Below are 13,195 nucleotides of genomic sequence, written 5' to 3'. Positions count from 1 at the left end.
GATGCACCACGTTAAAGGTGTTAAAGTGCCTCATTGATTTAGAGTGTTTTCGATATCCCTTACCTTTTGTAAAAGCCATTTTTTATTTTCTTTATCTTTTACAATGATAAAATCTTCTGTTCCTTTAACAGAATAGATGGTGGATCCGACTGAAAAGAGATTCGATTGACTGTTCGCTTGAGGCATTTCATATGCTTTTGTTTTCTTTAGTATCGTGCTAATTTTTTCTCCTTGTTGCTTAGATGCATCCAATTCTGCTTCTGTTCCACTATATTCTTTGTTGTTCACAATGACGATCATGGCATAGCTACCATGTTCCTCTGTACTAGACTGACTGCATCCGAATAAACATCCAATGAACATAATGACGAATATCCTTTTCATCGGAACCTCCTTATATGACTATTTGTTAAATGGTAACGTAAATTCATGATAGGTAAAGGTCGCTTCCTCTACCGAGTATAAGGTAAAATCAGGAAAAGGAGGGGGATAGATGAAACCTCAGATTTTACTGATGGGCATGTTCCATCTTGACCGACCAGCAAATGGTGATCTGATTCGTCCGGCAATTTTTGATGTCGCGTCAGAAAGACGGCAACGAGAAATTCAAGAAGTCGTTGCTCGATTGAACGTATTTCGACCGACAGGCGTAGCTCTTGAGACATCACCTGAACGCATGAGTGACTTGCAATATACATATGAAAACTATCAATCTGAGAGCGACTTAACCGATAATGAACGGCAACAAATCGGCTTTCGCTTAGCTCAGATGGCAGGTTTAGCAGATCTCCATGGGGTCGATTGGAACGAAACCGTACCCGGCGTACCGGATTTAGGAATCGTCCGTTCACATCATCCGGAAGCCTTTGAGACGATCGTCACGGCTGAGATGAAGCGGATTGAACAGTTAGAGCACGCGATGGAGCAGTTATCCTTCTCCGAATGGCTCGATCAATTGCACACTGAAGAGACGATTGCAGCGTCGGCTAGGATCTATGATCAAATCGAACGACTAGAGAGCGGGCGGATTTGGATCGAAGGCTACTGGCATGTTCGCAATCAAAAAATTGCGAATCATCTACTGCAACTCGCTCAGGCGAACGAGCGAATCGTCTGTTTGTATGGAGCTGCGCACCTCCCGTTATTACGACAATACTTGAATGATTCGAAGCAAGTCGACGTGATGACGTGGAACGATTGGAATAATTAAAAGGAGTGTATGTAAATGCTATTTCACTACCATATTTGGACACCACACTTGGAAGAAACAGAAGCCTGGTACACGGTACGCGGGTTTCACGTTTCCCAGCGCATCGGGAAGAAGGACGGAGAATTTTCGTCGTTTAATCCACCCCTGACGTGGGATGATTTTCGAACAGATCACATTTTATTTCGAATCATCGAAATGAAACGGGGAGCGGTCAACGTGACGATTGGATTCGGGAAAACGGTTCGCTTCGATCATATCGGATTTTTGATTCAATCAGATGACGTGCAAACGATTCTCGACCGTGCAGAAACGTTATCGTTCACGATCCAAGCGAACGAGCGGCGGACGTTCTTACAGACACCATACGGGTTACGGATTGAACTGCAAATTCATGAAGATGCGATTGCGGACGCTGACGGAACGATTCTTGAGCGTCTGATTCTAGCAACGCCACGCGAAGGATTAGAGGAAGATTTAGCGAAGCTGTTCGATCAACCGATGTCACAAATTCAAACCGTCCGCGGGGAGAAGAACGTCTTACAAGAAGCAGTCTTTTCCGACGCATCGCTCGTAGGTAAGGATCCGAACGGCGTTCAGCTCGTCTTATCGTAATCGACGAACACTTTGATTGGGAGATCTGGTGTTTCCATTAAGGCTGCGAAGCAACTGGCGAGCTCCGAAAACGAAGTCTCTTGTTCGAACAAAGCGGGTAAAGTCACGTGACGATCGTTTGCAAAGAGCCAGTCTGCATGCTTGCGGTAGTCCCAGCCGTCACTCGATGCAATGATCCGAAGTTCTTTTGCGTGAAACGCGGGCGTCAACGTCAAGGCTTCCCGGTTACCGTCCGATAAGACACAAATCGTACCATGAGGACGGATGGCAGACTGAAGCTCGGCAAAGGCCGCTTGGCGTCCGGAACATTCGATGGCGGCGTCATACATACTTGAGTCCGGTGTGACAACACATGCACCTAATTGATGGGCTAACTCCGCTCGGGACGTAAGCGGCTCGATGATATCAATCTGACGAACATTAAAGTAATGCCGTAAGTAATGCACCGTCAGCAAACCGATCGTTCCCATTCCGGAAACTAAGACGCTAGAATCGGGCGTCAATGCCAGCTTTCGGACACCTTTTGCCGCGTCGCAAGACAGGATCAGAAGTAAAGCTTCACGCGGTGAAATGTGAGCAGGAACCGGGATGACCTTCGATTCAGGAACGATCGCTTGATCTTGATGTCCATAGAAGCTGACGATCCGATCACCCGGCTTGACGATTTGGACCGCGTCACCAACAGCAAGCACTTCGCCGTAACTTTCATATCCGGTCTCGAGTGGATAATCATAAACGGTTTCGGTCATATCCTGTTCCAGCCATCGGGGAAGTTCGGCACCGATACTGATGGCACCGGCTAGAGTGCGGACATGGACGTCATGGATGCCGAGCGGCGGCAGTTCCCGATTGAGATAACCGGGCGTTTTCGACTCAACAAGACAGCAAATCGTTGTAGTGTTCAACATGTAAACCTCATTTCATTGTTGGATTGATTACATATGGATCAAGCATATACTAACTTACTTGTAAAATATAACAATTAGAGACTAGATATGAGGTAGAATAAGAAAGAAAAGGGGGGAATCAAATGGAACCATTATTGATTTTGGCATTGCTCGTGTTCGCATTCTTGACGTATCGGTATAGTAAAATCCTCGTCCGAAAGGATATCTCTGCCGCAAACAAACGACTCGCAATCGTCTTTTATTTGATTGCTGTCAGTGGACTCGGCGCTGTCGTCTATTTCAACGTATAAGGAGGATCATTCATGCACTCAACGACAAAACGACGAATCGGTGCGTATATCATCAACCAAGCTGTTTATCTTGGACTTTCCGTCGTCATCGAAAAAACGGTATTACGGCGTGTGAAGTCAGAAGTCGTGCACGCCTTCGTCACACAACCGACGATCAGTTTTCTAGGAGAAGTCGCGCAATTAAAACTGTTGAACGGAAAATCGATTGGTGGTCAGATCTGTGGCATTCAGGTTGAAAGCGAGAACGGATTACCGTTGACGACAAAACAAGTCATTCGTCGAACAGTTTACCGCGATACGGTCTCGTTATTTAAGATCCGACCGTACTGGAAACCGTTTCTTGAGAACGGACAACGGTTACCGGAAGATGACTTCGCGAGAACGATTGTCCGCTTAAACCAGGAGAAGCTAAAAAATGAAGCTTGATTTTCATGTCCACATCGTCCGAGCCTCTCAACCAAAAGGAGCCATCCTGCTCTATCATGGTTGGGGTGGGACAGCTGTTTCTTATCTAGCGTTTGCTGAACAACTCGCTGACGAAGGATACGATGTCTTCATTCCGGAACTCGTTCGACATGATCAACGTGAACCGTTTGATGACCCTTACGATAAAGAAGTAATGACGACCTATTTTTGGTCCGTCGTCGAACAATCGATTAAGGAAGCGACCGATCTCATCGAACAATCAGGCTGGCATGCTTCAGACGTGATGGCGGTGGGCGTCTCGATGGGTGGGTTCATTGCCCACGGGATCATGGCGCGTCTGCCGATTAAAGCACTTGTTGCGATCAATGGGGGCGGTGCCTATCTTGAAGCAGAACGCTTATTCCGCGCGCGCGACGGGCGACCTGTTATCAAAGAGACGGATGTACCATGGAAGCTTGATCCAATCAGTGTGATGGATGAGCGTCCACGATTGCTCCTGCACGGGGATGCCGATGACATCATTCCATTATCGACCCAACAGTTCTATCACGCGTCAGCAGTTCGAGCGGGGATGGCGCAAACGACTGTATTAGACGTTTTCCCGGGTGTCAATCATACCGTGACCGATGCAATGATCAAGCAACTCATCGCCTGGCTGAAGCACGTCAAACTTCAAGGGGCGACAGATGGACTACATACGTTTTCTTCGCAGTAAGGTTGGTCAAGAAAAAGTGATGTTGAACTTTGCCGGTGGCATCGTCTTCGACGAGGAGGGGCGCATTCTTCTTCAAAAACGACGGGAGCAACAAGCATGGGGCTTTCCGGGCGGTGCACTGGAACTGGGAGAGTCAATCGTAGAAGCAGCAAAGCGTGAGATTTTCGAAGAGACCGGTTTTCATGTCACGATTGAACGGTTAAGTGGTGTCTATTCGAAGTACGAAGAGATGTATCCGAACGGAGATGTCGCCCAACCGATCGTCCATTTTTTCGTTTGCCGAATCAATGGGGGACAATTGACGATTGACTCCGATGAATCACTCGATGTTGCTTTTTTTGAAAGAGATCAAATGCCACAACTCTATAGCGATCTGCATCAAACAGCCTGGAACGATTTTTTGACGGAACCGGATCCAGTTTTTCGATAATGCAAAACATCCTTCTGATTTTAGCGTCAGAGGGATGTTTTTGCATGTGACATGTTCATCGTTCAAAACCACCTTCGGAATGAATGACTTGTCCGGTCACCCAGCCACCATCTGGACTCACGAGAAATTGAATCAAGCGTGCGACGTCTTCTGGCGCACCGATTCGTCCGAACGGAAAACTAGGTTTAAGCGCTGTTCGTGTTGCTTCATCCATCCAAGTCGAGTCAGTCGGACCTGGATTGACGGCGTTGACGGTGATGCCAAGCGGTGCTACGGCTGCTGCATAAGTTTTCGTAAACGTCGATAAGGCACCTTTTGTCGTAGCGTAAGCAATCTCGTCTGGCATCGGACCGAGGTCCTGTCCCGATGTCAGTTGAATGATACGACCGGACGTTAGATTCGATTCAGTGAATCGTTTCGTAAAACGTGTCGCAAGCAACAGCGGCGCCCGGAGATTGACGGCATAGTGTTGGTCGAGGTTTGCTGCATCGAGCGTTTGCCAATCCGTCATCGTCGAGTGGGCAGCATTGTTGATCAGGATGCTGGGTGTTCCAAAGTCTTCTACCTGAGCGAATAAATCGTCTGCGGCATCTGCTTGACCCAAATCAAGCTCGATCGCAAGAACGCGGGCACCTTGACTTTCAAGATCGGTCGTAAAACTAGCCGCCCAATCCGCTGTTGCTTTAAAATAAGTGAAGACCAGGTCATGTCCGGACGAGGCAAGCTGGCGGCAAATCGCAGCTCCGATGTCGCGTGTCTGACTGGCACCGGTCACGATGGCAATCGGTCGTTTCGTCATATGTACGCTCCTTTACATGGATACATTCAAATAAATGAACGGTTCCAAATGTTTACAAAAACAGTATAGCCTAAGAAAGACAATGAACGGAAGCGTTATCATGATTTAACATACTGATTAAATGCATGTTTTGACCTAAAGTGTGGTAAAGAAAAAGTGTACGAAATCGTTCGTTAAACAGATAGGGAAGGATGAATCGATCATGAAAGCAATCGTCTTATTTGACGGGGAATGTAATCTCTGTGACGCGAGTGTCCAGTTCATCTTAAAGCGAGATCAAGGGTACCATGACTTTGCTTCATTGCAAGGGGAGACGGGGCAAGAACTCGTAAGGCGCCATCATCTCCCGGAAACGATCGACAGTGTCGTTGTGATTGACCGAGGTGTACCGTATATTAAATCCGATGCTGCGTTACGGATTGCCGGTCATTTAAGAGGTGGGTGGCATCTGTTAAGTATACTTCGGATTGTTCCACGTCGACTTCGGGATCACGTCTATGACTTCGTTGCAAACAATCGTCATCGTTGGTTTGGGCAAAAACAGCAGTGTGCACTGCCGTCTCCTGAGACACGAGCTCGATTTCACGACTAAATATGAAAAGCCGCGACGAATCGGTCGCGGCTTTCTCTCTGTTCATTGATTCATCACATGTAACCAGTGACAACTCGGCAGCGGATCGCCGAGAAAACTTAAACCTAAATCATGGGCTTGGTGAATCGTCTCGAAACAATCGTCCCCTTCATCCAAGTACACTTCATGATGCGGTGATTGGAGATGTGTTCCTGCGATACGCCAAAGATTTGAACGATGTGCCACCTTGATCTCGTAGTCGATGTTAGGTGAGATGACGAGCGGATTACCGACAGAATGGTGGAGTGTATACCCAGTTGGTGATTGATTTGATAAATAGACCCGCTGTGTCGAGGCAACATCTTCTCGATATAGCTGATGACGAGCATCGAAGGAGCGGGTAGGATTTGCTTGTTTTGATAGTTGATGAGTAGTTTCACCATCACAAGTTAGGACTTCTGTAAAGGTGCGATACTCTTTTGAAAAAGGGGAATACTGTCGCGCATCGCCTTCAAAATATCGATGCGGAGAAAACGGATTCGGATTCACGAGAATCGGCGGAGCAATGAACGTCAGTACACGCAATCGGTATGAAGCCACCTTCGTATGTGAAGCCGATAGCGGGTACAAAGAAAAATAGAGCACGAACTGTTCAAATTCTCGTTCCCGGTCTTGTTCCTGTTTTATTTGATTCGTAACGCGGGCAAACGTCTCGATCATTTTTGCAAGCGACATCAATTTTCTGGAAATGGGACGGAGCACCCGGATTTCAAAACGTGTAAACTGTTCAGAGTCAATCGTTCCTTTCCATTCAGGTATCGTAGTTTGACCTAATCGATACCCATCTTGAAATACCGTATAATGTGATACCTCTGGAATTTCACCCCACAACAGTCGGACAGCATGATCTTGTTGGATCAAGACAGTCATTTTTCGATTCCAGAACAAATCATCCGTACTTGAAACAAGCGCGGTGACGATACGTGTCTTCGAATCTGAATCGATCAGTTCGAACGAGAGAGGTTCAAATAAAGGAAGTGTCTCCGTTTGATAGGTATTCGAGTTCTGAATGAAACAGGGTCTACCATTTAATAAGAGACGGACGTTACTTGTCCCTTCCCAGGTGAGGCAAACGGTTTCTCCACTTTGTTTGATTTGAATGTGATTGATGTCAATCATGGGACTGATCGCTCCTTACACGAATTATGAAAGAAAACCCCTTCCGCTTCAGGATCAGAAGGGAAGGGGAAACGTCATAGCAATCCTTTTGCGACTTCTAGTTTTTCTTGATCGTGTTTTAATTGTTTTTTCAAGTCATGCGCGTGATACATATCGTGATCAATCATGTATCCGGCGATCGCAGCGTGAGTCTGAATGGCTTTATTCAGTTGTTCGGTCAAGACTTTCCGCACATCAGGAGAAGCCGTTTCCGTAATCGCGACAGCATAAGCGCGGACAAGTGATTTGCTGCTGATCAAGAAGTCCGTCGCAATCAACTCGTCGCGTTTTTTACTAGGACGGTTGATGGATTGGAGAGCTTCATTCATGAGAATTGCCTCCTTCATGATCTGCCAAGAGCTTTTGTAAATCGTTTAATGCTTGTTCGCTATCTTTAATGTCTTGAGCAATCAATTTTTCAAGCGTCTCATCCTTGACGAAGGAACGAACGGCAACAGCTTTAACGAGACAGGCTTGTTTCATCGTCATGATTTCATGGATTTCGAGTGTTTCATGGATTGCAAGTGATGATTTCGCCATCGGTCTCACTCCTTATCATGTAACATCCGTTTGACAGTATCTTTAACGTTTTGCATTCCTGTTTTTTCTGCTAGATCGTGGTGAAGCTTGTGTGCTGGTACCTTCATCTTCGGAATGTTTCCTTGCGGTGCAGGATTTTCTAGATGAACGAATTCACCGGTTCCATCTTGTGCTTCCCCTTGAGCCCAACGACCTTCTTTGGAAGCTGTGCCTTCCGATAGGTCCCAGAACTCATAAGCATGCGGTTGCGCTTCCATCTCATCTTCCGGTGCGAAAGTAGCCGGCACGACGACTCCGTTTTTCGTCTCCAGTTCTTCGATCGCAGCCATCCATTGATACTGGTGATATCGGTCGCGAGCGAGCATCTTACGGAAGGTAGCACGAACGCCTTCATCTGTCGTCATATGATAGAGGCGGGCGACCTGAAGGCGACCTTGTGATTCAGCATGTAGGTTCGATCGCATGTCTGCCAATAAGTTACCACTGGCGACGATATAGGATCCGTTCCATGGAATGCCGTTTGCGTTCGATGGCAATCCACCGAGACCGCTGACAAGTAGGTGCTGAGGATTCATTCCCCCGAGAATTGCTGCCGTCGCCGGATCTTTGGCAGCTTCTGCCTGATCATCCGGTGACGCCCCGTCGAGCAATTGAGAAATGAGGGAACACAGCATCTCAACGTGTCCGATTTCTTCCGTCCCGATATCCATCAGCATATCCTTGTACTTTTCTTCGCCACGGCAATTGAAGCCTTGGAAGAGATATTGCATCATGACCGTCATTTCACCGAATTGTCCACCGAGTACCTCTTGCACGGCCCGAGCAAGTTTTGGATCGGGTCGATCTACCTTGACTTCGAATTGTAATTCCTTTTGATGACGAAACATGAAAAGACCCCCTTTAAGTTTTAAACATATGCAAGTTACACATGTTATATACCTTAATCGATTTCTTTCAAACCTGTTTAGTCATATTTTTTGAATGATCCGAGCGAACGTTTCATCATAGGATAGTTTTTGGGTTCACTCATCCACTTGGTGATACTGGTGAAGATGAACGCCGTCTCGTTCAATATGGATTGTCGCCATTGTTTATTTTTAGGAATGTAAAGTGCGTCGAACCGCTCCATGATTCGTCGAGGAGCGACCGCTTGATCGAAGAAGAGACGATTTTCGTCAATCGTTGCTTTTAACGTTCGGAGTAAGGCAATAGGATGTTTCCCAAGCGTTCCGCACTCAAGGGTTAAACCTAAAAAACCGATCTTTCGTTTTTTTGTTTCTTGATACAGATAGTTTAGCCATTCCCCTTCAATCGCATAGAACTGTTGATCTCGTGGTTGATCGACAATCGGGTAATGTGTGTATGCTTCTACTTCCTTTGCGTGCCGTGGATCATCCGACGACATGACGAGTTGGACTTGCCCCGCTGGTCCATAACCAGTATGACAGTCGAGCATCACGACGTGTCGGTAAGTAGATAGGGTATCGACGAGACGACTTAATACGTCAGAGAAGTAAGCGTCTTGCGTACGTCCGCCATAATAGAATCCGGTCGGATGTTTGAATTGTCCTAGTGTCGCAGCCTTTAAAAAAGCATGTGGACCTAGACGAATCAAGTCGTATAAGACATGTAACGTAAATGGCACATAATCCAGACGACGCCCTGATCCTGACCGTTTTATGAACAAAGACTGTAAGTCATCAAAACCTAAATTACGTAAATCTGCCTGCGAAAAATCGTGAATGGCATTTCGGTTTAAATTAAGGTTATGCTGTGTTTCTTTACGATGATGTTTCATCCCATACGCATTAATACCATGAATCAGCAAAATATCGACTTCTCCCGTATTTAGCTGTTTCATATGGTCTGATAAAAATTGAAGTTGCATGGCGCTGCCTGCATATCCTTCAATTCCATGCAGCCCACTCGTTAAGATGAACAACGTTGAATTATTACCTGACTGACCATGCCACCAATCAGAATAAAGTGACGCCTGTTGTTCAAGTGAATCATGAGTAAGCTGCGGATAATACCGAGAGAGCATTTGCTGAGCAGTCTCATTGAAACGTTGACGTGCTGTTTCATACGTACCAGAAAAATAGTGAAGCATGGGTCATTCCTCCTTCATCAAGTGTGAACTTAAGGAGCAATTAAGAGATAATGTCGAACTGAGAATTTCCAAGGCGTGATCTTTAGCAACAGCTGTTTTTGCTGCCGTACAGTCTGCTGGGACATGAATGGCATATTCTCGCATATAAGCGTCGTTTGCAGTAAATAAGATACACATATCTGTCGTGAGACCAGTGATAATGAGTCGTGAGACATCCAAATGCTTCAATAAAATATCGAGTTGGGTCCCGAAAAAGCCTGAGTGTTTTGGTTTGATGATGAAGTAATCGTCCTCTTCTGGATGCATTGCTTCGATGAGGACATCGCCAAGACCACCGCGGCACTCATCAATGATTTGATTAACATTCTCTTGCCATAGACCAAAATTGTCGTTGACGTAAATCACCGGGATGTTTTGACGTTTACAATGTTGTTTTAATTTTGAGAGTGGTTCGAGGACAGGGAGCGTCTGTTGCAATAACTGCTCAGCTCCTTCGAAATCCATCTTATTGATGACATCGATGATCAACAATGCTGTATTTTCTTGAACAGTCATGGCGGACTCCTCTCATAAAAAGGTGACTAAATAATGATACGGCGAATAGAGATGGGCTTTAGAGATAAAAATCTCGGAAGGGGAGGCTGATTCACGGGCTCCCCGGACATCAATTAAACAACGATAAATGAGTGATTCCAACTCTGCGATGAAATCAGGATATTGATACAAGGCATCCTCCATCCGTCTTTTACGGTGATCTTCCATCAAGACGATGCAGGGGTTGGTCTCTTTCAATGCCATTGCACTGAAGACAGTTTTTTGCTGTTTAAAATCTTGATTTAAACAGCGAACGATTTGGTTTAAATCAGCTTCCACTTTCTTCACTTCCTAGTTGTAGATTATTCATACTGCTCTTATACATGTTATTGGTTGTGTTCCACTCTTCATCACGAGGTAAACGGATAAAAAAGTCGGATCCTTTTCCGATTTCTGAATGAACGGTGATACGTCCGCCGTGCGCCTCAATGATTTCCTTACAAATCGGTAAACCGAGACCTGTTCCTTGAACTTGGAGATGGTCTGCATGTTCGACGCGGTAATACGGATCAAACAGATGGGGAAGATCTTGTTTTGGGATACCATATCCGTCATCGCTAATGGTGATGACGATTTCAGCTTCACAGCACGCTAGCGAGATTTGGATATTTGAATCAATAGGAGAATACTTTATTGCATTATTCAAGATGTTTAATAAGACTCTCCGGATTTTTTCTGGATCAGCCGTGATCAAGCAAGGACCATCGGTTTCGATTTGTATATGATGCGTCGATGTCGCAACGTTCAACCATTCCGTTAACTCAATGAGCATATGCTCGATGCAAAATGATTCTAACTGATACGATTCTTTTTGATGACTGAGTCGCTGATAATCTAGGAATTCGGTTAACAGTTGACTGAGTCGCTGTGTCTCACTCCGCATCGTCTCTAGATATTTGCGCTGTTTTGAAGGAGACAACGTCCGATGTAACATCAGTTCGCTAAACCCTTCAATGGACGCAAGTGGCGTTCGTAGCTCATGAGATAAAACCGAAATGAAATTTTGCTCCTTTTTGGCATAAGTGACTTCAACCGTACGTTCACGAAAAACAAATAAAATCCCTTGCCGATCGGGCAAAAATTCTGTATAAAGTCTTACATGACGATCGTCTGGCATTGAAAAATCCTGAGCAGGAACGACTGTTGCGTGCTCAAAGCCTGCTTTGATTTGTTCGAAATAGGCATATAACGCATCTGTTTCGAGAATCAACGGTTCGAAGGTTTCGATGACGAATGCTAAGTTTTCGGATTGTTTTTCAGAAGGTGACCAGTTCGGGAACAATTGATGGAACATGTGATTCGTAAAGATATTTGTGTTCGTCACATCGACGAATAATATAGCTTCTCGAAGACCATTTAAGATACGTTGAATTAATTGATGATGATCTTTTATACGGATATCATCAAGCAACCGCATCAATCCGATATTCAATAAATGTGTCGTTTTCTGAAGTGCGATAGTCTCGGTGAAACGATGATGAAATTGTAACGTCAATGTACCAATGAATTTTGACGGACTGTGTAATGGAAGAGCACACAACGTCGATTGTTCCTTCTCGATTAGATGGAGCGATGTATCTAACTCAGTCTTCGCTTCTAACTCTAGCCGCTCTTGGTCAAATGTCGGTTCGTCTGATAGTGTGATATGGACAGGTTCAAAACTTTCCGACTGTGGTGAAAAAAAGATATGCGTCGCCCGAAAATGACTACCGATTGCTTGTAGCCACGTGTGAAGACCTGACATTGATTGATGGCGTAAAATTTGAGTAGCTAACTGGTTTTGAAATTGAAGTTGTCGCTCAATTATTTTTTGTTGATAGAAAGACTCTTGAAGTTGTGAATTAACAGCTTGCGTTTGCTGGTGTTCAAAGGCGAGCAACGTCGTCATTTGTTGCATCGATCGTCCAAGTGTACCAATCTCGTCGTGACGGTTCTGAAAATCGTTCTGCTCCAATCGATCAGGTTGTTTCGTTTGATCGACGAGGTCAAGTAAGTCCGTTTGAAAAGACCGCACAAGTCTTAAAATCAAGTAACTGAGAAGGCAAAAAGCGATGATCATCACACCAAAAGCATAGCGTAAAACTTCAACGGTTCTTTGTTGTAGTGACTGTTGCGCTTTTCGCTCTTCATCAAGAATCAATCGAAAATAGTCATTGATAGCGGAGTCAGATTGTTGAACCAGCTTTTGATTATCCGTGAGTACTTGCAATGTGAGTTCGAGTTCCAAAAATCTCGCAAATTGAACGAGTTGATGTATAAAGCGTTTGTCCGCTGGATCTGAGTAGCGTTGACTGAATGATTGAACGTGTTGTTGAAAACGTTCCAACCGTTGATTAACCTGCTTGAGATCGTCCTGATCATTAAAGTCGACTTGTTGGATTTGAAGATTTACTTGCTGTGCTTCATTCCAAAGCGTACGAGCTTTCGTTTTTTGTAATGTTATTTCTTGAGATGAAGCACGGTGTTGCTCTAGCTCTTTTTGAGCAAAGTAAAAGGTTAGGGTGCCGATGCTTGCAAAAATCAAGAAATTTGAGATTAACAAGATATAAAATCGATGAAACATACTTGATGAGAGCCACTTCATGACTAGACCTCTTTCTAAAAAGATATATAAACAAATCGTAATCATACATGTTTAAAGGAATCTTATCATAGACATTCAATAATCTGAATGATTTGATTATTCAATCCAAATATCATTTTGCCTCTTTCCGAAAAAATCCCTAGATTTTGACACTTCATATCCTTTAAGATAAACGATATACATATGTG

Annotated in this window: 18 protein-coding genes; 7 read left to right on the top strand and 11 right to left on the bottom strand. The window is 44.9% G+C overall.

Going from position 1 to position 13,195, the window contains the following annotated elements; translation table 11 throughout:
• Window positions 1-30: 30 nt before the first annotated feature.
• Entirely contained in the window at window positions 31-363 is a 333-nt protein-coding gene (locus ACZGCQ_RS06035) for a hypothetical protein (protein WP_481265835.1), read from the bottom strand.
• 130 nt (window positions 364-493) lie between these two features.
• Between ACZGCQ_RS06035 and ACZGCQ_RS06030 the strand changes: the two genes are divergently transcribed.
• Together ACZGCQ_RS06030 and ACZGCQ_RS06025 are read left to right on the top strand one after the other, a co-directional pair.
• Window positions 494-1,210 (top strand): DUF5694 domain-containing protein, encoded by a 717-nt coding sequence (locus ACZGCQ_RS06030; protein WP_481265834.1) that lies wholly within the window; start codon window positions 494-496, stop codon window positions 1,208-1,210.
• Window positions 1,211-1,225: 15 nt separating this feature from the next.
• The gene (locus ACZGCQ_RS06025) at window positions 1,226-1,822 is read left to right on the top strand and encodes a VOC family protein (protein ID WP_481265833.1); all 597 of its coding nucleotides are present in this window, start codon (window positions 1,226-1,228) and stop codon (window positions 1,820-1,822) included.
• Here the strand turns inward: ACZGCQ_RS06025 and ACZGCQ_RS06020 are convergent.
• Complete coding sequence (locus tag ACZGCQ_RS06020; RefSeq protein WP_481265832.1) at window positions 1,804-2,730, bottom strand: zinc-dependent alcohol dehydrogenase; 927 nt, start codon at window positions 2,728-2,730, stop codon at window positions 1,804-1,806. The two genes, ACZGCQ_RS06025 and ACZGCQ_RS06020, sit on opposite strands and share 19 nt — an antisense overlap.
• 122 nt (window positions 2,731-2,852) lie before the next feature.
• Between ACZGCQ_RS06020 and ACZGCQ_RS06015 the strand changes: the two genes are divergently transcribed.
• From ACZGCQ_RS06015 to ACZGCQ_RS06000, 4 genes are read left to right on the top strand one after another with little or no spacing between them, the layout of a single operon-like run.
• Window positions 2,853-3,020: a hypothetical protein gene (locus ACZGCQ_RS06015; protein WP_023468507.1), complete on the top strand. Its 168-nt coding sequence runs from the start codon at window positions 2,853-2,855 to the stop codon at window positions 3,018-3,020.
• A 12-nt stretch (window positions 3,021-3,032) separates the two neighbouring features.
• Complete coding sequence (locus ACZGCQ_RS06010) at window positions 3,033-3,446, top strand: RDD family protein (protein ID WP_481265831.1); 414 nt, start codon at window positions 3,033-3,035, stop codon at window positions 3,444-3,446.
• Window positions 3,436-4,161 carry a dienelactone hydrolase family protein gene (locus tag ACZGCQ_RS06005; protein ID WP_481265830.1) on the top strand — a complete coding sequence of 242 codons (726 nt, stop codon included), beginning with the start codon at window positions 3,436-3,438 and terminating at the stop codon, window positions 4,159-4,161. Before ACZGCQ_RS06010 ends, ACZGCQ_RS06005 begins: the two co-directional genes overlap by 11 nt.
• Window positions 4,133-4,591 (top strand): NUDIX hydrolase, encoded by a 459-nt coding sequence (locus tag ACZGCQ_RS06000; RefSeq protein ID WP_481265829.1) that lies wholly within the window; start codon window positions 4,133-4,135, stop codon window positions 4,589-4,591. The genes ACZGCQ_RS06005 and ACZGCQ_RS06000 overlap by 29 nt, the downstream gene beginning before the upstream one ends.
• A 55-nt stretch (window positions 4,592-4,646) precedes the next feature.
• Here ACZGCQ_RS06000 and ACZGCQ_RS05995 read toward each other — a convergent pair whose 3' ends face one another.
• Complete coding sequence (locus ACZGCQ_RS05995; protein ID WP_481265828.1) at window positions 4,647-5,390, bottom strand: SDR family oxidoreductase; 744 nt, start codon at window positions 5,388-5,390, stop codon at window positions 4,647-4,649.
• Between the two features lie 202 nt (window positions 5,391-5,592).
• Between ACZGCQ_RS05995 and ACZGCQ_RS05990 the strand changes: the two genes are divergently transcribed.
• Complete coding sequence (locus ACZGCQ_RS05990; protein ID WP_481265827.1) at window positions 5,593-5,982, top strand: thiol-disulfide oxidoreductase DCC family protein; 390 nt, start codon at window positions 5,593-5,595, stop codon at window positions 5,980-5,982.
• A gap of 42 nt (window positions 5,983-6,024) precedes the next feature.
• On the opposite strand, the gene ACZGCQ_RS05985 is transcribed toward ACZGCQ_RS05990, so the two are convergent.
• The 8 genes from ACZGCQ_RS05985 to ACZGCQ_RS05950 form a co-directional block, all read right to left on the bottom strand.
• Window positions 6,025-7,140 carry a hypothetical protein gene (locus tag ACZGCQ_RS05985; protein ID WP_481265826.1) on the bottom strand — a complete coding sequence of 372 codons (1,116 nt, stop codon included), beginning with the start codon at window positions 7,138-7,140 and terminating at the stop codon, window positions 6,025-6,027.
• A 74-nt stretch (window positions 7,141-7,214) separates the two neighbouring features.
• Window positions 7,215-7,508, bottom strand: a complete 294-nt coding sequence (locus tag ACZGCQ_RS05980) for a spore coat protein (RefSeq protein WP_029341888.1) — start codon at window positions 7,506-7,508, stop codon at window positions 7,215-7,217.
• Complete coding sequence (locus tag ACZGCQ_RS05975; RefSeq protein ID WP_133207425.1) at window positions 7,501-7,719, bottom strand: spore coat protein; 219 nt, start codon at window positions 7,717-7,719, stop codon at window positions 7,501-7,503. The genes ACZGCQ_RS05980 and ACZGCQ_RS05975 overlap by 8 nt, the downstream gene beginning before the upstream one ends.
• A gap of 5 nt (window positions 7,720-7,724) precedes the next feature.
• Window positions 7,725-8,606 (bottom strand): manganese catalase, encoded by an 882-nt coding sequence (locus ACZGCQ_RS05970; RefSeq protein ID WP_411211317.1) that lies wholly within the window; start codon window positions 8,604-8,606, stop codon window positions 7,725-7,727.
• Window positions 8,607-8,683: 77 nt separating this feature from the next.
• Complete coding sequence (locus tag ACZGCQ_RS05965) at window positions 8,684-9,829, bottom strand: M14 family metallopeptidase (RefSeq protein ID WP_481265825.1); 1,146 nt, start codon at window positions 9,827-9,829, stop codon at window positions 8,684-8,686.
• Between the two features lie 3 nt (window positions 9,830-9,832).
• Window positions 9,833-10,384 (bottom strand): cysteine hydrolase family protein, encoded by a 552-nt coding sequence (locus ACZGCQ_RS05960; RefSeq protein ID WP_481265824.1) that lies wholly within the window; start codon window positions 10,382-10,384, stop codon window positions 9,833-9,835.
• A 12-nt stretch (window positions 10,385-10,396) separates the two neighbouring features.
• Window positions 10,397-10,702: a hypothetical protein gene (locus tag ACZGCQ_RS05955; RefSeq protein WP_481265823.1), complete on the bottom strand. Its 306-nt coding sequence runs from the start codon at window positions 10,700-10,702 to the stop codon at window positions 10,397-10,399.
• Entirely contained in the window at window positions 10,692-13,007 is a 2,316-nt protein-coding gene (locus ACZGCQ_RS05950) for a HAMP domain-containing sensor histidine kinase (RefSeq protein WP_481265822.1), read from the bottom strand. The genes ACZGCQ_RS05955 and ACZGCQ_RS05950 overlap by 11 nt, the downstream gene beginning before the upstream one ends.
• Window positions 13,008-13,195 lie beyond the last annotated feature (188 nt).

The organism is Exiguobacterium sp. HSB13 (assembly GCF_056764755.1).
This window is presented reverse-complemented; position numbering and strand designations above follow the sequence as displayed.

Bases quoted from the DNA above. Each gene is read 5' to 3' on its own strand.
- ACZGCQ_RS06035 (WP_481265835.1), bottom strand. From the start codon at position 363: ATGTTCATTGGATGTTTATTCGGATGCAGTCAGTCTAGTACAGAGGAA.
- ACZGCQ_RS06030 (WP_481265834.1), top strand. From the start codon at position 494: ATGAAACCTCAGATTTTACTGATGGGCATGTTCCATCTTGACCGACCA.
- ACZGCQ_RS06025 (WP_481265833.1), top strand. From the start codon at position 1,226: ATGCTATTTCACTACCATATTTGGACACCACACTTGGAAGAAACAGAA.
- ACZGCQ_RS06020 (WP_481265832.1), bottom strand. From the start codon at position 2,730: ATGTTGAACACTACAACGATTTGCTGTCTTGTTGAGTCGAAAACGCCC.
- ACZGCQ_RS06015 (WP_023468507.1), top strand. From the start codon at position 2,853: ATGGAACCATTATTGATTTTGGCATTGCTCGTGTTCGCATTCTTGACG.
- ACZGCQ_RS06010 (WP_481265831.1), top strand. From the start codon at position 3,033: ATGCACTCAACGACAAAACGACGAATCGGTGCGTATATCATCAACCAA.
- ACZGCQ_RS06005 (WP_481265830.1), top strand. From the start codon at position 3,436: ATGAAGCTTGATTTTCATGTCCACATCGTCCGAGCCTCTCAACCAAAA.
- ACZGCQ_RS06000 (WP_481265829.1), top strand. From the start codon at position 4,133: ATGGACTACATACGTTTTCTTCGCAGTAAGGTTGGTCAAGAAAAAGTG.
- ACZGCQ_RS05995 (WP_481265828.1), bottom strand. From the start codon at position 5,390: ATGACGAAACGACCGATTGCCATCGTGACCGGTGCCAGTCAGACACGC.
- ACZGCQ_RS05990 (WP_481265827.1), top strand. From the start codon at position 5,593: ATGAAAGCAATCGTCTTATTTGACGGGGAATGTAATCTCTGTGACGCG.
- ACZGCQ_RS05985 (WP_481265826.1), bottom strand. From the start codon at position 7,140: ATGATTGACATCAATCACATTCAAATCAAACAAAGTGGAGAAACCGTT.
- ACZGCQ_RS05980 (WP_029341888.1), bottom strand. From the start codon at position 7,508: ATGAATGAAGCTCTCCAATCCATCAACCGTCCTAGTAAAAAACGCGAC.
- ACZGCQ_RS05975 (WP_133207425.1), bottom strand. From the start codon at position 7,719: ATGGCGAAATCATCACTTGCAATCCATGAAACACTCGAAATCCATGAA.
- ACZGCQ_RS05970 (WP_411211317.1), bottom strand. From the start codon at position 8,606: ATGTTTCGTCATCAAAAGGAATTACAATTCGAAGTCAAGGTAGATCGA.
- ACZGCQ_RS05965 (WP_481265825.1), bottom strand. From the start codon at position 9,829: ATGCTTCACTATTTTTCTGGTACGTATGAAACAGCACGTCAACGTTTC.
- ACZGCQ_RS05960 (WP_481265824.1), bottom strand. From the start codon at position 10,384: ATGACTGTTCAAGAAAATACAGCATTGTTGATCATCGATGTCATCAAT.
- ACZGCQ_RS05950 (WP_481265822.1), bottom strand. From the start codon at position 13,007: ATGAAGTGGCTCTCATCAAGTATGTTTCATCGATTTTATATCTTGTTA.